Source organism: Prevotella sp. AGR2160 (genome assembly GCF_000424185.1).
GTDB lineage: Bacteria > Bacteroidota > Bacteroidia > Bacteroidales > Bacteroidaceae > Prevotella.
Genome location: NZ_AUJK01000002.1, coordinates 73833 through 98328, shown reverse-complemented (window position 1 = coordinate 98328; position 24496 = coordinate 73833). Strand labels below are relative to the sequence as shown.

Here is a 24496-nt window from a genome sequence, read left to right as displayed (position 1 = left end):
TGCACCCGTAAAAGATTTCAGCATTCTATCTGAGCGAAAAAAGTATTATCCAATGAAAGCATCTGAAGAGTCGGGACATTCCGTCCTGTATGTATTGATCAGTTTTCTCGTAACCTATATTATCGTAGGTTTCCTGCTCCGCATCGTCCTCATCGCCACCTCTCCCGCCGATGCCTCCTACACGGTGGGCGAAGTGATCCGCAGTTTCTCCGTCGGCGTCCTGTCCGACCTGGGCATGGGCGTCCTGCTGTGTGTTCCCATGGCCGTCATCGCCCCGGGGCATAATGCGTGGAAATACCGTCGGCCGTGGAACGGTGTCTTCGTGGCCATCTGGTGGTTGGCATTCCTCTATTCCTGGATGCCGTTCTCCATCTTCCGACAGTATGGTGGCGGCGCGCCGATGGTGGCACGGGTGTTCTTCGGGTGGAAAGCCATCAGTTTCTCCCTGCGCTGTCTCCTTCCCCGTATCCGACAGGCATGGCGGCGCGTGTCCGTCTATGCGTTATGGGGCGTCTACACGTTCTTGCTGCTCTGCGTCTCTGCCGGTGAGTTCTTCTTCTGGCAGGAGTTTGGCGTACGCTATAACTTCATCGCCGTTGACTACCTCGTCTACACTAATGAGGTCATAGGCAATATCATGGAGAGCTACCACATCGTACCCCTTATGGCGGTCCTCATAGCCTTGACAGCCCTGATCATCGGACTGCAGACACGTCTCTTCCACCTCCACCTGGACCGTGACTGCTCCTGGCGGCCCCTCGTCCGCAGTGAGGTCTGGTATGTCGTGTGCGGCCTCTGTGGGTTGGGACTGGTCTCCTGGACGCACGGCCTCGACAGTGGTGATCAGTATGTGAATCAATTGGAACAGAACGGTGCCTGCGACTTCGTTATCGCGTTCCGCAGCAACACCCTTGACTATAAGAAGTTCTACGCGCTGATGCCCCAAAAGGCGTGTGTGGCCGAATACCGTCGGTTGGCGGGACTTGATACCCACCATGAGAAAGTCCTCGGCGACAGCCTCACTCCTCAGCGCAAGAATATCGTGCTCATCACCGTGGAGAGCCTGAGCGCTGACTTCCTGACACGCTATGGCAACCGGAATCGTATCACGCCCAACCTCGACCGGCTCATCGGAGAGAGTATGGTTTTCGACAGTCTCTATGCCTGCGGCAACCGCACGGTGCGAGGTCTGGAGGCCTTGTCGCTCTGTATCCCGCCCTCTGCCGGCGAGAGCATCATCAAACGGCCGGAGAACCGCATGGGCAGTCTCTCCGTGGGTGCCGTACTGAGGAAGGAAGGCTACAACGTGCAGTTCCTCTATGGTGGTGACAGCTATTTCGACAATATGCGTGACTATTTCTCCCACAACGGCTATACGGTCATCGACCGTGCCGCCATCGCGCAGAAAGACATCCATTTCGCCAATATCTGGGGCGTCTGCGATGAGGATATCTTCGACAAGAGTCTGCAGGTCTTCGATGCCGACAGCCATCAGGGCAAGCCGTTCTTCGCTCAGATCATGACCACCAGCAACCACCGTCCCTACACCTATCCCGAGGGCCGCATCCGCTATGCCGGTGATCCGCAATGCCGTGATGCCGCCGTGAAATATACCGATTATGCCATTGGCCGGTTCCTCCGGCAGGCTAAAGAAAAGTCATGGTTCCGCAACACCGTGTTCGTCATCATTGCCGACCATTGTGCTTCGAGTGCGGGAAAGACGAGTATTCCGGTAGAAAAATATCATATTCCTTGTCTGATCTACAGTCCGGGCTTCATTGTCCCTACGGCTTTCAAGAAGACCTGTTCCCAGATAGACGTGATGCCGACACTTCTGTCGATGCTCCATCTGCGGACCCGCGTGCGTTTTGCCGGTACGGATGTCCTCGCCCCGCACTATGCGCCCCGTGCGTTCATGGCGACCTATCAGGATCTGGGCTTCCTGGAGCGTAACATTCTGACCGTTCTCTCCCCGGTCCGCCGTGTGCGTCAATATCGTGTGAGATGGCAGCATGACGGGACAACGGACGAGCGGCCGCTGAGCCATGCCGACCAGGCGTCAGCCTATAAGGCCCGTGCCTGGTACCAGTATGTCAACACCATGATTAAATAATCCATCGATTCAATCAAACATGATCAAATAACAATGATAAGACGACTTTTATTATCCACCCTTCTCATGCTGACGTTTGCCAACGCGGCCTATTCCCAAACACAGAATAAATTTCCGTCAGACAGTCTTCGCAGTGGTGATCTGGTCTTTGCCATCGCTCTCGGAGGCAATGCCATTACCGACGTGACCCGTGGTGTCGACGGGCTGAAGATTGACCATGTGGGAATGGTCTACCGTAATCAGGACAGTATCTTTGTCATGGAGGCCACGGGACGCAAGGGCGTTGGGATGACCCCGCTCGCTGAGTTCATCCATCATAATAGCGATAAGGATTTAGCATCGAGGATCCTGATCGGCCGTGTGAAGTCCGGTCTCGACTTCTCCAAAACGTATCAGCGGTATCAGCAATATGAGCACCTGCCCTACGACACGCTGTTCATGCCCGATGACCGTGCGATGTATTGCAGTGAACTGGTGCAGAAGATAGCCGTGGACAGTCTGGGCCATCGTATCTTCCCCACCATCCCCATGAGTTTCCATGACAAGAGTGGAAAGATCACGGCGTTTTGGAAGCGATTCTACCGTCGTTTCGGCATGGAGGTCCCCGAGGGCGCCCCGGGCACCAATCCCGGACAACTCTCCCGGGATCAGCATGTCCGGATCATGGGCCTGCTCATTCCTTGATCTTATCGAGGAACAGCAGCAGACGGTTGGTGATATTGACGGCACTGACGCCACTGTCGAAATCCAGCGACAGCATGTTCAGTTGGGGATACAGCTGGTTGAGTTTCTTCTCAATACCCTTGGAGATCACCTGGTTGGCGATACAGCCGAACGGTTGCAGACTCAGCACGTTGTTGATCCCGTCATGCAGATAGCCGACGACATCGGCAGGCAGCAGCCAGCCCTCACCGAACTGTGCCGCCAGGTTGACGATCGGCTTGGCGGCCTCGGCATCACTGTAGATATCCGAGAACGGCCGGAAATAGCGGAAATGGTTGCAGATGGTGTTGATCTGTCGGATCCGGCGGCCGATGACGAGCTGATAAAGGGCTTTCACGGCCATGTTCGGCAGATGAGAACGCTTGAGTCCTAAGTCTTTCTGAACACCGACATTGACAAACTCCTGCAGGAAGAACGGCGCCAGCAACGGCGGTACGACCTCGATACCTTTGGAGACGATATATTTCTCCAGGAACTGATGGGAGAACGGATTGAACTTCAGGAAGATCTCACCGACGATGCCCACACGCGGGTGTTCCTCATCGAGGGCGGCGGCATCGAATTTCCGGGCCGTTTCATCGAGCAGACGGAGCAATTCTTTCGGACGGTTATGTGGGATGAGGCGGCAGCAAGTCCTGAGTGCTTCATCACGCAGTCGCTTGGCCAGTCCGGGTTCCCGTTCCCTGACGACCGTGGCATAATATATCTCGTTGAGGGCATCGCCGAAGAGGATACTCGTCACGGCAATACCCGCGTATTTCTTCCAGTCTATCGTAAACTGGCTGCCGGCATCACTGCCGTCGGCAGCCACCGTCACGCCGAGGGTGATGACGGGAATATTGCCGAATCCATTGGCCATCATGGCCCGTTTGATGAGTCCTACATAATTGGTGGCACGACACTGTCCACCGGTCTGACTCATGGCCACGGCAACATTCTTAAGATCATAACGTCCACTCTGCAGGGCCTTGATGATGTCACCGACAATCAAGGTTGCCGGATAGCAGACTTCGTTGTTGGCATTCTTCAGTCCCAGGTCCGCACTCTTCTCATCAGCCATCGGCAACACTTCCACATCATAGCCCATGAGTTTCAGAAGTGCCGGAATCATCGGAGAGAGATAGTTGGTGAGATAAGGCGCCAGAATCTTCTTCCTTCGGTCAGCAGCCGTGAAAGGCGGCAACTGTGGAAGAGCGGTGGAATGGCCCTTTTTCATCGGTTGACCCTCACCCGCTCCTGCTTTCTGTCCCTTCTGCTTCACCGTATCCTTCTGTTGTTCACGGAGACTCTCCACGAGGGAGCGGACACGGAGCTTGAGACTGCCGACATTGCTGACATCATCGATCTTCAATAAGGTGAAGGGTTTACCGGCCCGACGGAGGATATTACTGTTCTCATCCTGGATAAACGCGTCAGGACCACAGCCGAAACTCGTCATCTCCACGAAATGAACATCCTTTCCTTCTCCTGCTACCCATTGTGCCGCCTTCATGATCCGGTTCATGTAAGCCCACTGTTTGACGAGATAGGTATCCGCCCCGACAAGGTCCGGTGTCTCCCGCAGCAGGTCCTCACTGATGACATTCACGCCGAGGGCAGCGACCATCTCCGAGAGCTTATGTTGGATGAGTGGATCCGTATGATAGGGGCGTCCGGCCAGGAGGATCGTCAACCGACCTTCCGCTCTGCTCTTCTTCAGAATTTCCTTACAGCGTTCCTTCAGTTGATGTCCGTAAGTACGCTGAGTATCAAGGGCTAACGCTACGGCTTTCTGAGCTTCGTGTTTGCTTACGCCAAGGGTATGGAGATAGGCTACGATCTGTCGTCTGAGCAGTTTCTCATCGGAGAAATTAATCACGGGGGCATCGAAAGGCTTATGAAGGTCCATCGCGCTCTTGATGACATCACTGTAACCGGAGACGATCGGACAGTTGAAACTATTGATCGTATGCTTCGGGTCCTCCTGACGCTCATAGACGACATAAGGCATGAGGATGCGGTCGACGCGCTCATCCTTGTCGAGGGCCTCGATATGAGAGTGTACGAGCTTGGCGGGGAAACAGATGTTGTCGGCCATTACCGTTCCCAGCGCCTGCTCATAGTGGGCATAGGTCGATTCCGGCGAGAGGTCAACCTGGAAGCCACAAGCGCGCAGGAGCGTGTTCCAGAAGGGGTAATTCTCGTAGATGTTCAGGGCCCGCGGGATGCCGATGACGGCACGGGGGGCAACAGCGCCTCCTTGCGCTTGCAAAGCGCATGCACCCGACGGCAGGCCTTCTGACGGACGGTCGAAGAGGAGCTGATATTTATAGGTGTAGATATTCTCGCCCTTGAAGCGGCTCTTGCCGGCATTATTGAAGACCCGCTCACAACGGTTTCCAGTATAGAAACGGGCACCATCGGCGAAGGTATAACGCGTCACGCGGCATTGGTTCTGACAACCGCGGCACTGCAACTGGCGCGTGGCATAGGTGGCCTGGGCCAGCAGGTCGGAGATCGTACGGCCCTCTTCCTGATTGGCCGTCACTGACAGGGCTGAGTCTTGTTTCCCGACCGTCATCTCTGCCGCATGGAGGGCACAGCCAATGGCGCCCATGAGTTCGGGATGACTGCTACGGGCCACGGTGACCCCGCTGAGGCACTCGAAAGCACGCACGACGGCATCATTGCGCATCGTGCCGCCCTGTAAAACCACATGTTTACCGAGCGCCCGTGCGTCCCTGAATTTCAATACTTTATAAAGACAGTTCTTAATGACACTATAGGCGATGCCCGCAGAGATATCGGCCACGCCGGCCCCCTCCCGCAGTACCTGTTTCACTTTGGAGTTCATGAATACCGTACAACGGGTACCCAGGTCACACGGTGCTTTCGACTCACAAGCCAAGCGGGCGAAGTCCTCCACCCGATAACCAAGGTTTGTAGCGAACGTCTGGATGAAGGTGCCGCAGCCCGATGAGCAGGCCTCATTCAGTTCCATACGGACGACGGCACCATGATCCACGAAGATCGCCTTCATGTCCTGTCCGCCGATATCGAGGATGAAGGACACGTCAGGCATCAGCTGCCGTGCGGCATGGTAATGAGCCATCGTCTCGATCATTCCGCCTGAGAGATGGAAGGCCGTATGGATCAGTTCCTCACCGTATCCCGTAGAGCAACTGCCGAGAATCCGCAGATCAGCACCAGCCTTCTGGCACTCCTCTTCCATCCGCTCCAGGGCCTTTCTTACAGCGAGGATCGGATTACCGAGATTCATGCGGTAGTCGGAGAAGACCATCACGGGTCGTCCCTCATCGAAACGCAAGGCCACGACCTTCGTCGTTGTGGATCCCGAGTCGATACCCAGGAAGACATCCTGACGACCGCTGCGCAGCGGAGCCTCCGCGATTTGGAACCGGTCTTTGTCGGCTTTCCAACGGGCATAGTCGTCAGCATCCTGAAAGAGGGGATCGAGATTACTGTGCCAATGGGTCACCGTTGTCGTCTTCACGCGTTGCAACAGTGTTGAGAGCATAACCGTCTTCTCTTCCTTACGGGCACGGAGGGCACAGCCCATAGCGGGTATGAGGTTACTATTGGGGGAGGTGATGAAATCGTTGTCGGAAAGATGGAGATAGGAGGCGAAGGCTTTGCGGAGTGCCGGCAGGAAGGTCAGCGGTCCCCCGCAGAGCAGGATCGGCGGAGAGAAAGTACAGCCGTGAGAGAGTGTCGTCACCGTCTGAACAGCGATGGAATGGAAGATACTGGCGGCGATATCACTCTCGGGGAGGTTACGGCTCATGAGGTTCTGGATGTCCGTCTTGGCGAAGACGCCACAACGGGCGGCCATGGGATAGACCGTTGTAGCCTTCATGGCGAGGTCATTCATCTCCTCGTTGGAGACGCCCATGAGAACGGACATCTGATCGATGAAGGCTCCCGTGCCACCGGCACAGTTGCCGTTCATGCGCAGCTCTGTCCGCTGACCGTCGAAGAACACCACCTTCGCGTCCTCACCACCGATATCGATGAGGGCACGGGCCTCTGGATGGAGCTGACGGGCATAGGTCGTGGCGGCAACTACCTCCTGAAGGAATTCCGCCTGAAGCTGTTGGGCCGTCTGCATACCTACGGAGCCCGTGACACAGAGGCGTACGGGGATGTCACCGAACTGATCCATCAGCCGGGCGATCTCACCGGCAAGGAGCCGTGCCACCTGTGCCTGGTGCCGCTGATAAGTGTGGTAGACGAGGGCGTTCTTCCGGTCCAACATGACTACCTTGGCCGTTGTGGACCCGACATCTATACCCAGTGTAAATGCTTCTTCTTCTTTTCCTACTTCTTCCATCGCGTTCTCTTTCTCTATAAATCTTTTGCAAAAATACGGAGAAAAATAGAAAAAGAAAAAAATATAAAATTAAAAAAGTAAAAAAAGCAACCTTGCGCTTGCAAAGCGCAAGCACTTGACGGCAGGCCAAAAAAGAAACGCAGGAGGGCATAGCCTACCTGCGTTTACTTTTTTACTTATTTACTTTTTTACTTTTACTTCAGTCCGAGGCTCTTCTTGATAGCTTCGATCTTCTCAGAACCAGCCTTATCAAGAGCAGCATACTGACTCTTGTCGGTCATGGTGCCCTTCACCTCGATATAGAACTTGATCTTCGGCTCTGTACCGGAGGGACGGACGCTGACCTTCGTGTCATCATCGCAGAACCACTGCAGCACATTGCTCGTCTCGGGCATGTTGAGCTTGGTCTTCGTGCCGTCGATAGACGTAGCCTCGAGGGTCTTATAGTCTTTCCACAGGATGACCTTGCTGCCACCGAGTTCCTTCGGCGGGTTCTGACGGAAGTTGGTCATCATCTGCTGGATCTCGTCGGCACCCGTCTTACCCGGACGCTCAACATTGACGGTGAACTCCTTGGAGAAGCCGTACTCCGTATAGATGTCCATGAGGATGTCGTAGAGCGTCTTGCCGTGATCCTTGGCATAAGCGCAGATCTCTGCGAGCAGGGAGCAGGCGCTGACAGCATCCTTATCACGAACGAAGTCCTCAGCCAGGAAGCCGTAGCTCTCTTCGCCGCCACCGATATACTGCTGTTTGCCCTCAGAGAGACGGATCTCACGGGCGATCCACTTAAAGCCCGTATAGCAGTCACGCATCTCGATGTGGTTCTTCTCGGCAATCTTACGGATAACCTCCGTGGTGACGATGGTTTTGACGATGAAATCCGTCGGTTTCATCTTTCCCACAGCCTTACGGTTCGTGATGATATACCACAGGAAGATGAGGCAGGTCTGGTTACCATTGATGAGTACCCACTCACCCTTGTCGTTCTTGCAGGCCATACCCACACGGTCAGCATCAGGATCAGAAGCCATGAGGATGTCGGCATCGAGCGCCTTCGCGTCACGCAGACCGAGGGTCAGGGCCTCTGCGAACTCGGGATTCGGACGGTCGACGGTCGGGAAGTTGCCATCCTTGATCATCTGCTCGGGGACGCAGTGCACGTTGTCAAAGCCCCAGTAAGCGAGGGAACGCGGGATGATGACGCGGCCGGCGCCATGCAGCGGCGTGTAGACAATCTTCAGATCATGCTGACGCTTGATGACGTCGGGATCGATAGAGATCGTGCGGATCTTACGGATGTAAGGCTCATCGATATCCTCACCGATAATCTGGATCAGGTCTTTGTTGCCCTTAAACTTCACGTCCTCGATCTTCACCTTGTTGACCTCGTCGATGATGCCCTTGTCGTGGGGAGCGAGCACCTGAGCGCCGTCCTCCCAGTAAGCCTTGTAGCCATTATACTCACGGGGATTATGACTGGCGGTGATGTTCACGCCGGCCTGCGCCTTGAGATAGCGGATAGCGAAAGAGCACTCCGGAGTAGGTCTCAGGTCATCGAAGATATAGACCTTGATGCCGTTGGCGGAGAAGATGTCTGCGACGGTATGGGCGAAGAGGTCGGAGTTGTTACGGCAGTCGTGACAAACGACGACGGAGATCTGCTCCCGATCCTTGAAATTGATCTTCAGATAGTTGGCAAAGCCCTGGGTAGCCATACCTACGGTGTAGATATTCATGCGGTTGCTGCCGGCACCCATGATGCCACGGAGACCGCCGGTACCAAACTCGAGATCCTTGTAGAAGGAATCGATGAGGTTGCTCTTGTCGTCAGCGTCAAGCATAGCCTGCACATCCTGACGGGTCTTCTCGTCGAAGGACGGAGAGAGCCACTGTTTTGCTTTCGCCTCACACTGGGCGATGAGTTCTGCGTTGTTAGCCATAATAAAATAGATGTTTATTACTGATTTCTTATTTTATCTTATTTTACTCGCAAAGATAAGGAAAATTTTTCGTATTCGTGCGTTTTGATGGATATTTTTTTGTATTTTTGTCGCTTGAAAAGATTTTAAAAGTAGAACAGAAAACAAAGATATGTATTTTGAAGGCATCATCATCGCCCTGTCCACCTTTTTTATAATAGGGCTCTTCCATCCTGTCGTCATCAAGACGGAGTATTATTTCGGTACACGTCCTTGGTGGATCTTCCTCCTCACGGGACTTGCCGCCGTCATCGGCAGTATGTTGATCAGCAATACCATGGTCTCTGCGATCGTCGGTGTCCTCGGTGCCTCCCTGCTGTGGAGTATCGGAGAACTCTTTGAACAGAAAAAGCGTGTGGAGCGGGGATGGTTTCCCAAGCGGCCCTCCATAGTTCAGGAGATGAAATCATCGGAGACGGCCGAGCAGAAGGAGGCAGAGGCATGAAGACGCTGCTGATCCTTGTCGGGAAGACCGTCAACAAGCATTTCGTGGCCGGCATCAACGACTATGTGGAGCGCATCGGTCACTATATGCCTTTCTCCATCACCGTTCTCCCCGAGCCGAAGAACACGAAGTCGCTCACGGAAGCGCAGCAGAAGGAGGCCGAGGGACAGAACATCCTCAAGCAGATCCAGCCATCCGATACGGTGGTCCTCCTCGATGAGCACGGCACGGAATACCGGTCGGTGGGATATGCCCGTTGGCTGCAGAAGAAGGCAAACACGTCCCGGCGCCTCGTCTTCGTCATCGGCGGGCCTTACGGGTTCTCTGAGGAGGTATATAAAAGGGCGAACGACAAGATCAGCCTCTCCCGCATGACGTTCTCCCATCAGATGGTCCGTCTGATCTTCGTCGAGCAGCTCTACCGGGCCTGCACGATCATCAAGGGGGAGCCGTACCACCACGAGTAAGGAAGCCCTGCCTTGCGCTTGCAAAGCGCAAGCACGAGACGGCAGGCCGTCAACGAGCCCAAGACTGAGCGCAAGCACGGGACGGCAGGCCATGGATAAAAGAAACTAGGAAAGAAACGAAACTATGGAATATATAGAAGTGAAAGGAGCCCGGGTGAACAACCTGAAGAATATCTCGTTGAAGATCCCGCGTGATGAGTTCATCGTTGTCACGGGTGTCTCCGGCTCCGGCAAGAGTTCATTGGCTTTCGACACATTGTACGCTGAAGGTCAGCGCCGTTATGTCGAGTCACTGTCGGCCTATGCGCGTCAGTTCCTCGGTAGGATGAGCAAGCCTGAGTGTGACTTCATCAAGGGGCTCCCGCCGGCTATCGCCATCGAGCAGAAAGTGGTGGCCCGCAACCCACGGTCTACGGTGGGTACGTCAACGGAGATCTATGAATATCTCCGTCTTCTCTATGCCCGTATTGGCAAGACCTTCAGTCCCATCAGTGGTGAGGAGGTGAAACGTCACAGTCCGGAAGATGTCATCCGCTGTGTCCGTCAGTTTGGTGAGGGAACAAAATTTGTCATCCTCTCCCCCCTTCATATCATCGAGGGCCGCACACTGGCCAAGCAGTTGGAGATGTACATGCAGGAAGGTTATGCCCGCATCTATGCCGACGGTGACTTCACGCGCATCGATGATTATCTCGAGGCTCATCCCGATGCAAAAGGCGATGCCGCAGATATCTGGCTCGTCATTGACCGTATGAGTGTCTCCTCGGAGAAGAGTGAGATCTCCCGTCTCACCGACTCCTGTGAGACGGCGTTCTATGAGGGTGACGGTGCCCTCCGCGTGATGATCCTTCCATCGCATCAGCTCTTTGACTTCTCCACGCGCTTCGAAGCCGACGGCATCACCTTTGAGGAACCGAATGATAACATGTTCTCCTTCAACTCCCCGCTGGGAGCCTGTCCTACCTGTGAGGGCTTCGGCAGTGTCATCGGCATCGATGAGAAACTCGTTATCCCCAACAGTACCCTCTCTGTCTATGACGGTTGCGTACAGTGCTGGCACGGCGAGAAGATGAGCCAGTGGCAGACGGAGTTTGTACGTCGGGCACAGAAGGATAACTTCCCCATCTTCAAACCATATTTCCAACTCTCCAAGGAGGAGAAGGACGCGCTGTGGCACGGCCTCCCCTCGGAGCGTGACAAGGATCTCCACGAGCGTGTCTGCATTGATACGTTCTTTCAGATGGTGAAAGAGAATCAGTATAAGATACAATATCGTGTCATGCTCAGCCGTTATCGGGGTAAGACGGTATGTCCCGACTGCCACGGCACACGTCTGAAGAAAGAGGCCAACTATGTGAAGGTCGGCGGACGGAGTATCACGGAACTCGTGGAGATGCCTGTCCGTGACCTGGAACAGTGGTTTCTCAATCTTCAGCTCGACGATCACGACGCAGAGGTGGCCAAACGCCTCCTTACGGAGATCCGCAACCGGCTTCACTTCCTCGTGGAGGTCGGCGTGGGTTATCTGACGCTGAACCGTCGCAGTAACACCCTCTCGGGCGGCGAGAGCCAGCGCATCAACCTCACGACCTCCCTGGGGTCGAGCCTCGTGGGAAGTCTGTATATCCTCGACGAACCGAGTATCGGCCTTCACAGTCGTGACACCGACCGGCTGATCCATGTGTTGCGGGAGTTGCAGGCTTTGGGCAATACTGTCCTTGTCGTTGAACATGACGAGGAGATCATGCGGGCCGCCGACTATATACTCGATATTGGTCCGGATGCCGGCCGCCTCGGCGGAGAGGTGGTCTTCCAGGGATCTCTGAAAGTACCTGAGGGGCGTACGGCGAAAGACTATTACGAGGAACTGCGGAAGAAGAATCCGCGGAGTTATACCCTCCGTTACCTTACAGGGGAGGAACAGATTGCCGTCCCCGCCTCCCGCCGTCGGTGGAATGAGCGTATCCTCCTCAAAGGCTGTCGGATGAATAATCTGCGGGGCATCGACGCCACTTTCCCGCTCCATGTCCTCACCGTCGTCACCGGTGTCTCCGGATCGGGTAAGAGCTCCCTCGTGAAGGGCATCCTCTACCCTGCCCTGAAGCGTCATCTCGATGAGATCTGCGATGCTCCCGGTGAGTATCTCGGGATGGAGGGTGACTGGCAGAGCATCAGTCATGTGGAGTTTGTCGATCAGAACCCCATCGGCAAGTCGACACGCTCCAATCCCGCCACGTATGTCAAGGCTTATGATGCCATCCGTCAACTCTTCGCTGACCAGCCCTTAGCCAAACAGATGGGTTTCACGGCCCAGTATTTCAGTTTCAATGCTGAGGGTGGCCGCTGTGAGGAGTGCAAGGGAGCCGGTGTCATCACCGTGGAGATGCAGTTCATGGCCGATCTCGTCCTGGAGTGCGATGCCTGTCACGGCCAGCGCTTCAAGAAGGATATCCTCGAGGTGCGGTTCCATGACAAGAATATCAACGATATCCTGAACATGACGGTCTCCGAGGCGATTGCTTTCTTCGATCAGTATAACGAGAAGACCATCGTCAAGCGCCTGCAGCCTCTGGAGGATGTCGGACTGGGTTATATCAAACTCGGACAGAACTCGTCGACGCTCTCCGGCGGTGAGAACCAACGTGTGAAACTGGCCTATTTCATCGGTCAGGAGCAGGCCCAGCCGACACTCTTCATCTTCGACGAGCCGACGACAGGTCTCCACTTCCACGATATCCAACGCTTGTTGCAGGCTTTCGATGCCCTGATAGACCGTGGCCACAGCATCATTGTCATTGAGCATAACCTCGATGTTATCAAGTGTGCCGACTATGTCCTCGACCTCGGACCTGACGGCGGCGACCGTGGTGGCCAGCTCGTCGTCAGTGGCACGCCCGAAGAGGTTGCCGCCTGCCCGCAGAGTATCACGGGGAAATTCTTAAAGGAAAAATTGTAAGCATGAAATTGAAATTCTCACTGGAATATAAGACGGCTTGGGGAGAGAGCCTCCATGTCATGGTCACCTATCTCAGCCGTGACGGTCACCGCCGTCGTTCGGAACTGGCCATGGATACCCGTGACGGCATCCTGTGGACACTTGAGACAGCAGCCATGGAGAGCTACCGTCATCCCGCCGCCTTTATTACCTATTATTATATGGTCGTCGACGGCAACGGGAAGCTATTGCGGCGGGAATGGCTCGGAGAGCCACGCCTCTATCCTTTCGATATCCAGCAGGACTTTCTCTTCCCCGATTACTGGCGTGACGCTCCCCTTAACATCCGGTTCTCCCGGTCAGCATCACAGGCAGCGGATGAGAAAGAGCGGGAGCAACAGGAGCAGAAAGCCGTGAACAACTATCTCCAGAAGGTGGAACTGTTGTCGCGGAAGCTCTCTTGCGTGCTCTATCATCAGACGGTCCTCTTTGCCGTCAAAGCCCCCGACCTGCATGAGGGCGAGGAGGTGGCCATTATCGGAAACCATCCCACCCTGGGTTCTTGGCTTCCCGAACGTTTTCTGAGAATGAAGTCTGTCGATGGTGATCTGTGGATGCTGAGCGTCGATGTCACGGGGGTAGAATATCCGTTGGAGTATAAATATGTCATCATTGACCGTGAGACCCGTCTGCTGAAGATCTGGGAGGAAGGAGCGAACCGTCGTGTCCACGTGTCACGTGTCTATCCCGACAATGTGATCATTGAGGACGGATATCTCTTGCGTGTCAAAGACCCGGCGAAGACAGGGATCTTTACGTTGGAGACAACGAATCCGGAATATCTGCTCTGGCATCTCCCAGCCGGTACTCGTGTGAGGGACTTTGCATGGCGTGAGGAATACGATACCTATGTCTTTGACCTCGATGGTACGCTGATCAGCAGTCTCGAGGATCTCTGCGCCTCGTGCAACTATGCCCTTCATCATTTCGGTTTTCCGCAGCACAGTCTGGAAGAGGTGCGTATGATGGTTGGCAACGGCGTGAAGAAACTCATGGAACGTGCTACTCCCGACGGTCTCAATAATCCTAAGTTTGATGAGGTCTATAGCTTGTTCCGCAAACATTATATGGATCATAACCGCGATCATACGGCGCCCTATCCCGGTATCATGGACATGCTGCGTCGCCTCCGTGCCGCAGGCAAACATGTCGCCGTGGTGAGCAATAAGTTCTATGCCGCCACACAAGCCCTCTGTAAGGACTTCTTCGGTCCGTTGGTGGAAGTAGCTATCGGCGAACGGGAGAATATCCGTAAGAAGCCGGCTCCCGACACCGTCGTTGAGGCTTTGCGGCAGCTCGGCGTGACTAAGGACCGTGCGGTATATATCGGTGACAGTGATGTCGACATCATGACGGCGCGCAACAGTGGCATGCCGTGTATCAGTGTCCTCTGGGGATTCCGTGACCGTGCCTTCCTCGTTCGTCATGGTGCCACCACCTTTGTCAGTAAACCTGAAGAAATATACTAAATGAAATTAAACATTCTCCTCTTTGCCGGGCTTCTGGCCCTCTGCTCCTGTGCTGAAGACGACACCTTCTCGATCTCCACGGGCGACCAACTGACATTCTCCACGGATACCGTCAGCATGGATACCGTCTTCTCCACTGTTCCCACACGGACACAGACCTTCTGGGTCTACAACCATACGGACGACAACCTCCGCTGCTCATCCGTACGTCAGGAGGATGGCGGCACCACGGGCTTCCGCGTCAATGTCGACGGCACCTACCTCTCCTCATCCTCCAACTATCAGGCCCGGGATGTGGAGATCCGCCGTGGCGACAGTCTCCGTGTCTATGTCGAACTGACATCGCGGACCATGAATACGTCCGATCCGAAGAAGATCGAGGACAACCTCGTTTTCACCCTTGAGAACGGAACACAACAGAAAGTGAACCTCAACGCCTTCTGCTGGGATGCTGACCTGCGGCGTAACTGGGTCATCAGCAAGGACGAGACCATTACGGCCGACAGGCCCGTCGTCATCTACGGTGGACTGAAGGTCGACTCGGTGGCGACCCTGACGCTCGCTGCCGGTGCCCGGCTCTATTTCCATGGTGATGCTGCCATGACAGTCTACGGCCGACTGAAGAGTGAGGGAACGGCGGAGAAGAATGTCGTGCTCCGTGGGGACCGTCTCGACAATATGTTCGACTATCTGCCCTATGACCTCACGGCGGGCCAATGGGAAGGCATTCACTTCATGTCGTCATCTTTCGGCAACCGCCTCTCCTATACCGATCTCCACAGTCCGTACGACGGCATCGTCTGTGACTCGTCATCGGTGGACGAGACGAAACTGGCTATCGACCACAGTACGATCCATAACTGTCAGGGCAGTGGCATCAAGGCCGTGTCGGCGAAGATCACGGTGGAAGACACGGAGATCTCCAATGTCCTCGACCACTGTGTTGATATCACGGGCGGCTCACTGATGATGAACCAGTGCACACTGGCCCAGTTCTATCCTTTCAGTCTCCGTGGCACGGCCCTGCAGCTTACGGCCCTGCGTCAGCCGCTGATCTCTGTGGTCCGTAACTCTATCGTCACGGGCTATGCCGACGACGAGATCAGCATCGCCTATGCAGACACGACCATGGCCAAGGTCGACTTCCGTTTCGACCACTGTCTCCTGCGAACGCCGCGCTTCACCACCGCCGACAGTCTCCGCATGACGAATATCATCTATGAGGACGTAAAAGATACGACAATATTTGGTGAGAAGAATTTTGTGCTTTTCGATACGGATCATCTCAGGTATAACTTTGCCTTGAAGGCAACGAGTCCAGCCATCGGCAAAGCCAATCCGGACACCTCACTCCCTCTTGACCGTAAGGGTCGGAAACGTGATGATGAGCCGGATATGGGTTGCTATGAATATAGCAAAGAATAAGGAGATGTCTCTCCCCGTTTATGGGATGTCTCTCCCCGTTTGATCGACGTTACTCCAACTTTGATCCTTCCATCAACTTCGGACAAATGTCGTTGAAAGGACATTGGGCACACCGGGGATGAAGACTCTTACAGATATAGCGGCCATGGAGTAAGAGCCAGTGATGCGCTTTCGGGATCACCTCCACCGGGATATGCTTCTCCAGATATTCCTCTACCTTCTGTGGTGTGTTGGCCTCGCGGGGAACGAGTCCCATACGGTGGCTGACACGATAGACATGGGTGTCGACGGCCATCGCCGGACGACCGAGCCATACGGCCTGTAACACATTGGCGGTCTTCCGTCCTACACCAGGCAGTTTCACCAGTTCCTTAGGATCCGTCGGTACCTTACCGCCATAGTCACTGACAAGCATACGACTCATGGCTGCCAGATGGGCCGCCTTGGCATGAGGATAACTCACGCTGCGGATCAGCTCGTAAAGGTCATCCTCCGTGGCCTGCGCCATACTGTGGGCATCGGGATAACGGGCGAAGAGGGGCGGCGTGACGGCATTGATACGCTTATCGGTACACTGGGCACTGAGGAGCGTGGCCACTAAAAGCTGAAAGGCGCTGCCAAACTGCAACTCCGTGGTCACATTTGGCTGCGCCTTCTCAAAATAGTCCAATATATATTGATATCGGTCCTTGCGTGTCATAAATGATTTCTTGATGAGGGCACCCACAAGGGTACCCCCTACCCTTTACTTCTTGGCATCACCCAGATGGCCCTTGTAAGCCTTGTTCAGACCGGCAATGACTTCATTGGTGATATCATAACCCTTGTCACAGTACAACAGGTTGTCACCACTCTTACTGAAGATGATACTGTACTTCTTATCCTTGTTGTAAGCTGTCAGATAATGGGCGATGGAGTCATGAAGAGCCTTGTTGTACTTGTCCTGCTCAGCCTGGAACTCATTGCCCAGACGCTGCTGAAGAGCCTGGAGATCAGCCTGCTGACGCTGCAGTCCGGCCTGGATAGCCTGGGCCTGCTCCTGCGTGTAGGCATTCTGCTGCGCCTTCTGCTGGAAGTTGGCAGCGGCAGCCTGCAGGGCCTGTGCCTTCGCGTTGAGCGTCTTCTGGATGTTCATACTCTTCTTCTGCAACAGATCGGAATACTCCTTGGCAAAGGTGTACTGCGTCATGATGGAGTCAACCTCCACATAAGCGATCTTCAATGTTGACGGTGCCTTGGCCGTCTCACTGGCAGACTCTACCTGAGGCTGGCTCTTGTTGCAGGATGTCATGGCCACGGCGGCTACTGCTGCCACAGCCATCATAATCATGTTCTTTTTCATTGTATGTTTAATTTTCTATTTTTACTTTTTTACTTTTTTACTTTTTTACTTTTCTCTCGCCTCTTTGTCCTGATCAAGGACGCAGTGAATGCCGAGTTTGCGCAGGGCAGGATTATCGTGGACATGCTGTGAAGAGAACTTCCCGTTCTTCTTCACAATCACCTTAATGGATAATAATGCAACAGATATAGCAATTATTAACACAGTGAAGAGCAGAGTTTTCATCATTTTTCGTAATTTTGCAATGCGTTGAATTGAAATTCAAGCGCAAAGGTAATATATTTCGGTTAAAACACCAAATAAAATAACATAATTAAATGAACAAAAGTGATTTGAAACCGGCACGCGTTTTTGAGCAGTTTGCCAAAATCAATGCCATTCCCCGTCCTTCCAAGCACGAGGAGAAGATGATCGAGTATCTGAGCAACTTCGGTAAAGAGCATGGTCTCGAGACCCATGTCGATGAGACGGGTAACGTGCTCATCCGTAAACCGGCCACGAAAGGCTACGAGAACTATCCTACCATCATCCTGCAGAGCCATATGGATATGGTCTGTGATAAACTCGTGGATGTCGACTTCGACTTCTCCAAGGATGCCATCCAGACGTATATTGATGGTGAGTGGCTCACGGCGAAGGGTACGACGCTCGGCGCCGACGACGGTATCGGTGATGCCATCGAACTGGCTATCCTCGAGAGTGACGATATTGAACATGGTCCTCTGGAGTGTGTCTTCACACGTGACGAGGAGACACAGCTCTCTGGTGCCGAAGGCATGAAACCGGGATTCATGACGGGTAAATATCTCATCAACCTCGACTCAGAGGAAGAGGGACAGATCTTCATCTCCTGTGCCGGTGGTATGGGCACGGAGGCAACATTCCATTTCTCCCGTGAGGAGGCCCCGAAGGATTACTTCTTCTTCGAGGGCAGCGTCAAGGGTCTCAAGGGTGGCCATAGTGGTGATGACATCAACAAGAAGCGCGCTAACGCCATCAAGGTCCTCGGTCGTTTCCTCTATAACGAGAATGAGAAATATGGTATCCGTCTCGTCAGCTGGAACAGTGGTAAGATGCACAATGCCATTCCTCGTGACGGCAAGATCGTCTTCGCTGTCAGTGCCGACAAGAAAGAAGAGGTGAAAGCCGACTGGAACCAGTTTGCCGCACAGGTAGAGGACGAGTTTCATGTCACCGATACGACGATGCAGTGGAGTCTCAAGAGTGCTGACCGTCAGCCCGTCGTTCCCGAGGCTGTCTCCACGAATCTCATCCGTGCCGTTCAGGCCGTAGACAACGGTGTCTTCGCCATGTGTCAGGAGGAGGAACTCTCCTGGCTCGTTGAGACCTCCAGCAATATCGCCAGCATCAAGACCGAGGACGATCAGATCGTCATCGTCTCCTCACAGCGTTCCAATGTCAAGAGTAACCTCCTCAATGAGGCCAACAGCATCAAGGCAGCCTTCCAGCTTGCCGGTGCCGAGGTGAAGCAGGGTGATGGCTATCCTTCCTGGAAGACCGATGCCAACAGCCCCATCGTGCAGACAGCCGTGGAGGCTTACAAGGATCTCTTCCACAAGGAGCCGAAGGTGCTCGGTATCCATGCCGGTCTGGAGTGCGGTCTCTTCTCCGAGAAATATCCTGACATTGACATGGTCAGCTTCGGTCCTACCCTCCGTCATGTCCATACCCCGGATGAGAAACTCCTCATTCCTACCGTACAGATGGTCTGGGATCACCTGCTGCTGATTCTGAAGAAACTGAGCAAATAAAAGCCTGTAAGGACATGATTGATCATGATCCGCCAAACATGGGTGCGTGGCCGCAACATGGCGGCCACCTACCCTATTCAGACAGATAAAATCAAAGCAAGATGACCCCATCAGAAATCATGCAACTTGTCACCGGTATGGACGGTTACATCGGTGACGTCACGAAAATTCCTTTTGAGCGTATTCAGAAGGGGCGCGACCTCGTGTGGGAATACAACCGCACAAAACCATCGGATACCAAGCGACAAGAACAACTGTTGCGACAGATCCTCGGGACCTATCATGAAGGGGTCGTCATCCAACCGGGAATCGCCTTCGACTATGGTTTCAATACCCATTTCCGGGGTACTGCTTTCCTGAACTTCGGCGTGACCATTCTCGACACGAGTCCCGTCATGATCGGAACACATTGCTTCATCGCGCCACAGGTGACCATCAGCTGTGCCTCCCACCCCCTTGATGCCGCGCAACGGGCCGCCGGCATTGAAGTTTCCCGTCCCATTGTAATCGGTGATGACGTATGGATCGGTGCCAATGCCACGATCTGCGGTGACGTAACGATCGGTGACGGTGTTGTCATCGGGGCAGGAGCCGTTGTTCTCCATGATATTCCTGCCCATACCGTCGTCGCCGGAGTTCCCGCCCGTAAAATCCGCGACATCACTCCCGATGCCTGCATCCCAGAGGGCAACATAGAGTTTTAACTGTTAATTATCCATAAATATTCTATTTCCTTCATGAGGACCTTCCTCTGTGACGGAAATATTTTGTAATTTTGCAGCCGATTTAGTCCGTTCGGGCTCGAGGAAGTACTGGTCAAGGACCGGTCGCCTGGCGGAGAAACCCGTTTAAATATCAGTTAATGTACGCAATTGTAGAAATTAACGGTCAGCAGTTCAAGGCAGAACAGGGCAAGAAGCTCTTCGTTCATCACATCAAGGATGCTGAAGCTGGTAAGACTGTTGAGTTCGACAAGGTTCTGCTCGTAGACAATGAAGGAGCAGTCACTGTCGGTGCACCCACGGTTGATGGTGCAAAAGTAGTAGTAGAAGTTGTGAACCCCCTCGTTAAGGGTGACAAGGTGATCGTCTTCAAGATGAAGCGCCGCAAGGACTATCGCAAGAAGAATGGTCATCGTGCTCAGTTCACACAGGTAGAAGTTAAACAAGTAATCGCTTAAAATCGGAGGAACAAATTATGGCACATAAGAAAGGTGTAGGTAGTTCTAAGAACGGTCGTGAGTCCGCTTCCAAGAGATTAGGCGTCAAGATCTGGGGTGGCCAGACCATCACTGCCGGCAACATTATCGTCCGTCAGCGTGGTAACAAGCACTATCCCGGCCAGAATGTAGCACAGGGTAAAGATGATACGCTTTACGCGCTTACCGATGGTGTGGTTTATTTCCACAAGGGTAAGTACGATAAGAGTACGGTCAGTGTGCTCACTCCGGAGGCTTACGCTGAGAAGACGAAGAAGCCTCAGGCCTAACGTACAATAAAAAACAAACTTATTCCAAACAAACATAGAGCCTGCTCCATCACGAGCAGGCTTCTTTCGTTCTAGGCGGAACATGATGAATCATGTCCCTACATCATAATAGGTGGAACATGATAAATCAAGTTTCTGTGAAAAGCCATGAAAAATTTTGTCATTTCATAGGGTTTTTGTATATTTGCAGCGGATTCCAATAAAAATAAAACGTTTATGAAGAAATTATATACTTTGCTATTTCTCGGTCTTGTCCTTCTTGCCGTTCCTTCCATTTCTCACGCTGAGGAAGCTGTAGAGATTGCGGAACAGTTGGATCAGACCGTCACCATCCAGGTCATCGGCAATAGTCTTCGGATTGCCGGGGGCAACGGACAGATGCTGCAAATCTATAATGTTGCCGGTGTTTGCGTCTATTCCTTGCGTGTTGATGGCAATGACCGCCGTTATGAGCTCAACCTCCGCAAGGGATGCTATATCGTAAAAGTGGGCCGTACCGTCCGTAAGATCGCTCTGGGATAATTCCGTTTGGTCAGGTTACTGTATTTCATTGGAGCGTAAGGACTTTGAGCAATTGGTTAACCAGTATGGCGAACAGCTATATTGGCAGATTCGTCGTATCGTATTTGATCATGACGACGCCAATGACGTACTGCAAAATACCCTCATTAAATGTTGGACACATCGTGATGAGTTCCAAGGGAAATCAAATATTAAGACCTGGCTCACACGTATCGCTATCAACGAAGCACTGGATTTTCTGAGAAAAAAGAAGAGGGAGCAAAACTTCTGTTCTGAGAGTGATGAGGGCATCTCCAATCAGCTCTCTTCTGATCCTTATTTTGATGGAGACCACACGCTGACCCTTTTACAGGAGGCCCTGGCCACACTGCCGGACGTACAGCGTACGGTCTTTACCCTACGCTACTATGATGAAATGAAATATGCCCAGATGAGTGAGGTCCTCAAGACCAGTGAAGGAGCCTTGAAAGCCAGCTATCATCTCGCCGTGAAAAAAATTACGGAATATTTGAAAACTCATGATTAAACCTTTGATCATCAATAGCGTCAAAAGAATAAAAGAAAAATGTTATGGATACGGAAGAAAAATATATCTTTGAACGCTGTGGAAAGGGAAATCCTTTTCGCGTTCCGGAAGGCTATTTCGATGGTCTGACTGATCAGATCCTTACGAAGGTGGCTGCCGTGGAGAAGGAGTTCGCCTCAGACGCGGAACCGCAACCGGTGACTTTGCATGTCGTTGCCCGCAAGACCATTTTCAGACGATGGATAGCAGCAGCTTCCGTCGCCGGCATCGCTGTCCTCACGTCCACGATTTGGTTCAGCCAAAGCCGAAAGGCAACACAGAAGACCGCAATACCCGTTGTTGCCGTCAGCCAGAGTAGCAGCAATGATGCCTATTTTGATCAATTGGCCAACTATACCGCGATGGATAATGACGACATCTATAACTACTGTGTAGAACAGAACTAAGCAAAAAATGAAAATATTCAAGACCATACGTGAGCACTTCTTCTTAGGATTGCTCTTGATCCTTTTTAGTCCCCTGATGGCTGTGGCGCAACCGCCTATGGGTGGCCCCGGCAAAGGATTTAATCCTGAGAAATTCCAGAAAGAGATGGAACAGTATATCACGACCACAGCCGGACTCTCTCCTGTCGAGGCCGCCCGTTTCTTTCCTGTCTACCGTCAGTGGAAGCGTCAGGAGCGTGCCCTCTTTGACCAGCGCCGCCGTTTCCATTGGATTGATGTAACCAGTGACCGTGCCTGCCGTGAAGCTATCTCACAGTTTGATGACCTTGATATCAAGCAGAAACAGCTGCAACAGAAATACCACCGTGCATTCCTGAAGATCCTCCCCGCCAGGAAAGTCTTCCAGATTATCCGTGCTGAGGATGAATTCCACCGTAAGGTCTTCAAACAGTTTTTCAAGAGACATCATTAAAGAGATATCATTAATTTTCTCCCTAAAGATGGTGTCCTTTGAAATATTCTTCGTATCTTTGTAACCTATATGGATATCATCACAAAATATTTTCCCCATCTTACTGCCACCCAGCAGCGGCAGTTGACGGCTCTCGATGATCTTTACCGGGATTGGAACGCCAAAATCAACGTCATCTCCCGTAAGGATATCGATAACCTCTATGAGCATCATGTCCTCCATTCCCTGGCCATTGCCAAGGCCGTGACTTTCCGGCCCGGTGCCCATGTCCTCGACTTCGGTACCGGTGGCGGCTTCCCCGGTATTCCTCTGGCTATTCTCTTTCCCGAGACGCAGTTCAAACTCATTGACGGTACGGGCAAGAAGATCCGGGTCTGTCAGGAGGTCAGCAAGGCCATCGGACTACAGAATGTGGTGGCCGAGCATCTCCGTGGAGAGGATGAGAAAGGAAAATATGACTTCGTCGTCTCACGGGCTGTCATGCCTGTGGACAAACTCCTGAAGATCATCCGTAAGAATATTTCCCGGGAACAGCATCATGCCCTGCCCAACGGCCTCCTCTGCCTTAAGGGCGGTGATCTGCATGAAGAGCTCCGAGGAGTAGAGAAGATAGCCGAAGTCACCGACCTCAGCACCTGGTTTGATGAACCGTGGTTCGCCGAGGAGAAGAAACTGGTGTATATCCCGTTATAATATATCGTTTGTATCACCCTGATCAATAAGAAACAGAATATGTTAAATATCCAACGATTTGTCTGCAATGATATCCGTGAGAACTGTTATGTTGTCAATGACGACACCAAGGAATGTGTCATTATCGACTGTGGCGCACAGTATCCGGAAGAGCGGACTGCCATCAGCGATTATATCCGTAAGGAACAGCTCACGCCGAAATATCTCATCGTCACTCATGGGCATCTCGATCACAACATGGGCAACAAGTTCATATACGACAGCTACCAACTAAAGCCCGAGGTCAGTGGCGGCGATGAGACGCTCATGCTCCATCTTGACGAGCAGGCCAAGAACTGGCAGATGGATATCCCGAATGATTTCCCGCCGGTAGACCATTTCTTCAAGGCCGGCGAAAAGGTTGCTTTCGGCGACCATGAGTTTCAAATCATCCCCACCCCCGGTCACAGCCATGGCTCCGTCTGTTTCTATTGTCCTGAGGAACATGTCCTCTTCTCGGGCGACACGCTCTTCAAAGGAAGTATCGGACGAACGGATTTCCCGGAAGGAAGTATGTTCCTCATCATCCAGAGTCTGCGGCAGCTTACCCAGCTCCCTGACGAGACGACGATCCTCCCGGGTCATGGCCCTCAGACTCTCCTCGGTGATGAACTTGCTACGAATCCTTATCTCGACCGTTAACAAAGAACGATGACGAAAGGTGAAAAAATCATCCTCGGTATTGACCCGGGCACAAATGTCATGGGCTATGGCGTCATCAAGGTCAATGGCAACAAGGCCTCTCTCGTTGTCATGGGCGTCGTCGACATGCGGAAGGAGCGTGATCCCTATCTCCGCCTGGGCAAGATCTTTGAACGGGTGACGGGAATCATCGACTCCTATCTCCCCGACGAGATGGCCATCGAGGCTCCCTTCTTCGGGAAGAATATCCAGTCGATGCTCAAGCTCGGCAGAGCACAGGGCGTCGCCATTGCCGCTGCCATCCATCATAGTGTCCCTATCCATGAGTATGCGCCACTGAAGATCAAGATGGCCATCACGGGACAAGGCCAAGCCTCGAAGGAACAGGTGGCCGCCATGCTCCAGCGACTCCTTCATATCTCAGATGCTGATATGCCCAAATTCCTCGATGCCACCGATGCCGTCGCTGCCGCCTACTGCCATTTCCTGCAGTTGGGACGTCCTGAGACCGATGCTCACCATTATGGCTCGTGGAAGGATTTTGTATTAAAGAATAAAGACAGAATATCAAAATAATCTCCTCTTCTAGGTGGCCGTCCTATTCC

The 24496-nt window shown here is 53.1% G+C and carries 23 protein-coding genes and 1 pseudogene; 19 read left to right on the top strand and 5 right to left on the bottom strand.

From position 1 onward, the window contains the following. The first annotated feature begins 52 nt into the window (after positions 1-52). A complete protein-coding gene (locus G604_RS0101840) occupies positions 53-2113 on the top strand; it encodes an LTA synthase family protein (protein WP_028909056.1) in 2061 nt (686 codons plus the stop codon). A gap of 33 nt (positions 2114-2146) precedes the next feature. Beyond that, positions 2147-2797 carry a YiiX/YebB-like N1pC/P60 family cysteine hydrolase gene (locus G604_RS0101835; protein WP_028909055.1) on the top strand — a complete coding sequence of 217 codons (651 nt, stop codon included), beginning with the start codon at positions 2147-2149 and terminating at the stop codon, positions 2795-2797. On the opposite strand, the gene G604_RS0101830 is transcribed toward G604_RS0101835, so the two are convergent. Both G604_RS0101830 and G604_RS0101825 read right to left on the bottom strand, forming a co-directional pair. After that, positions 2787-7166, bottom strand: a complete 4380-nt coding sequence (locus tag G604_RS0101830) for an acyl-CoA dehydratase activase-related protein (RefSeq protein ID WP_028909054.1) — start codon at positions 7164-7166, stop codon at positions 2787-2789. The genes G604_RS0101835 and G604_RS0101830 overlap by 11 nt on opposite strands. A gap of 194 nt (positions 7167-7360) precedes the next feature. Then, the gene (locus G604_RS0101825; RefSeq protein ID WP_028909053.1) at positions 7361-9109 is read right to left on the bottom strand and encodes a phospho-sugar mutase; all 1749 of its coding nucleotides are present in this window, start codon (positions 9107-9109) and stop codon (positions 7361-7363) included. Positions 9110-9260: 151 nt separating this feature from the next. On the opposite strand from G604_RS0101825, the gene G604_RS0101820 reads away from it, so the two are divergent. From G604_RS0101820 to G604_RS0101800, 6 genes and pseudogenes are all read left to right on the top strand, one after another. Beyond that, a complete protein-coding gene (locus tag G604_RS0101820; protein WP_028909052.1) occupies positions 9261-9593 on the top strand; it encodes a DUF4491 family protein in 333 nt (110 codons plus the stop codon). Beyond that, positions 9590-10060: a 23S rRNA (pseudouridine(1915)-N(3))-methyltransferase RlmH gene (rlmH, locus tag G604_RS0101815; protein WP_028909051.1), complete on the top strand. Its 471-nt coding sequence runs from the start codon at positions 9590-9592 to the stop codon at positions 10058-10060. Before G604_RS0101820 ends, rlmH begins: the two co-directional genes overlap by 4 nt. Before the next feature lie 124 nt (positions 10061-10184). Next, complete coding sequence (uvrA, locus tag G604_RS0101810) at positions 10185-13016, top strand: excinuclease ABC subunit UvrA (RefSeq protein ID WP_028909050.1); 2832 nt, start codon at positions 10185-10187, stop codon at positions 13014-13016. Between the two features lie 2 nt (positions 13017-13018). Continuing rightward, positions 13019-13720 (top strand): annotated as a pseudogene (locus G604_RS15465) (carbohydrate-binding module family 20 domain-containing protein); the annotation flags it as partial. A 147-nt stretch (positions 13721-13867) separates the two neighbouring features. Then, complete coding sequence (locus tag G604_RS15460; protein ID WP_028909049.1) at positions 13868-14524, top strand: HAD family hydrolase; 657 nt, start codon at positions 13868-13870, stop codon at positions 14522-14524. Continuing rightward, positions 14525-15949: a choice-of-anchor Q domain-containing protein gene (locus G604_RS0101800; RefSeq protein ID WP_028909048.1), complete on the top strand. Its 1425-nt coding sequence runs from the start codon at positions 14525-14527 to the stop codon at positions 15947-15949. It begins immediately after the preceding gene. 49 nt (positions 15950-15998) lie between these two features. On the opposite strand, the gene nth is transcribed toward G604_RS0101800, so the two are convergent. From nth to G604_RS0101785, 3 genes are read right to left on the bottom strand one after another with little or no spacing between them, the layout of a single operon-like run. Further along, a complete protein-coding gene (gene nth, locus G604_RS0101795; protein ID WP_028909047.1) occupies positions 15999-16649 on the bottom strand; it encodes an endonuclease III in 651 nt (216 codons plus the stop codon). A 45-nt stretch (positions 16650-16694) separates the two neighbouring features. After that, a complete protein-coding gene (locus G604_RS0101790) occupies positions 16695-17291 on the bottom strand; it encodes an OmpH family outer membrane protein (RefSeq protein WP_028909046.1) in 597 nt (198 codons plus the stop codon). A 45-nt stretch (positions 17292-17336) separates the two neighbouring features. Continuing rightward, positions 17337-17519: a hypothetical protein gene (locus tag G604_RS0101785; protein ID WP_028909045.1), complete on the bottom strand. Its 183-nt coding sequence runs from the start codon at positions 17517-17519 to the stop codon at positions 17337-17339. Positions 17520-17608: 89 nt separating this feature from the next. Here G604_RS0101785 and G604_RS0101780 point away from each other — a divergent pair, with 89 nt between their 5' ends. From G604_RS0101780 to ruvC, 11 genes are all read left to right on the top strand, one after another. Then, on the top strand, positions 17609-19063 hold the full coding sequence (locus tag G604_RS0101780) for an aminoacyl-histidine dipeptidase (RefSeq protein ID WP_028909044.1): 1455 nt from the start codon (positions 17609-17611) through the stop codon (positions 19061-19063). A gap of 101 nt (positions 19064-19164) precedes the next feature. After that, positions 19165-19767, top strand: a complete 603-nt coding sequence (locus G604_RS0101775; protein WP_081657613.1) for a sugar O-acetyltransferase — start codon at positions 19165-19167, stop codon at positions 19765-19767. Between the two features lie 158 nt (positions 19768-19925). Then, on the top strand, positions 19926-20243 hold the full coding sequence (rplU, locus tag G604_RS0101770; RefSeq protein WP_028909042.1) for a 50S ribosomal protein L21: 318 nt from the start codon (positions 19926-19928) through the stop codon (positions 20241-20243). A 17-nt stretch (positions 20244-20260) separates the two neighbouring features. Next, entirely contained in the window at positions 20261-20551 is a 291-nt protein-coding gene (rpmA, locus tag G604_RS0101765) for a 50S ribosomal protein L27 (protein WP_028909041.1), read from the top strand. A gap of 216 nt (positions 20552-20767) precedes the next feature. Further along, on the top strand, positions 20768-21073 hold the full coding sequence (locus G604_RS0101760) for a hypothetical protein (RefSeq protein ID WP_028909040.1): 306 nt from the start codon (positions 20768-20770) through the stop codon (positions 21071-21073). 52 nt (positions 21074-21125) lie between these two features. Continuing rightward, the gene (locus G604_RS0101755) at positions 21126-21599 is read left to right on the top strand and encodes an RNA polymerase sigma factor (protein ID WP_231376014.1); all 474 of its coding nucleotides are present in this window, start codon (positions 21126-21128) and stop codon (positions 21597-21599) included. A 44-nt stretch (positions 21600-21643) separates the two neighbouring features. Then, a complete protein-coding gene (locus G604_RS0101750) occupies positions 21644-22045 on the top strand; it encodes a hypothetical protein (RefSeq protein ID WP_028909038.1) in 402 nt (133 codons plus the stop codon). A 7-nt stretch (positions 22046-22052) separates the two neighbouring features. Then, positions 22053-22517 (top strand): hypothetical protein, encoded by a 465-nt coding sequence (locus G604_RS0101745; protein WP_051220163.1) that lies wholly within the window; start codon positions 22053-22055, stop codon positions 22515-22517. Between the two features lie 69 nt (positions 22518-22586). Continuing rightward, complete coding sequence (rsmG, locus tag G604_RS0101740) at positions 22587-23210, top strand: 16S rRNA (guanine(527)-N(7))-methyltransferase RsmG (protein ID WP_028909036.1); 624 nt, start codon at positions 22587-22589, stop codon at positions 23208-23210. Between the two features lie 39 nt (positions 23211-23249). Then, positions 23250-23891 (top strand): MBL fold metallo-hydrolase, encoded by a 642-nt coding sequence (locus G604_RS0101735; protein ID WP_028909035.1) that lies wholly within the window; start codon positions 23250-23252, stop codon positions 23889-23891. Between the two features lie 9 nt (positions 23892-23900). Next, positions 23901-24467, top strand: a complete 567-nt coding sequence (gene ruvC / locus G604_RS0101730; protein WP_028909034.1) for a crossover junction endodeoxyribonuclease RuvC — start codon at positions 23901-23903, stop codon at positions 24465-24467. Positions 24468-24496: the final 29 nt, after the last annotated feature.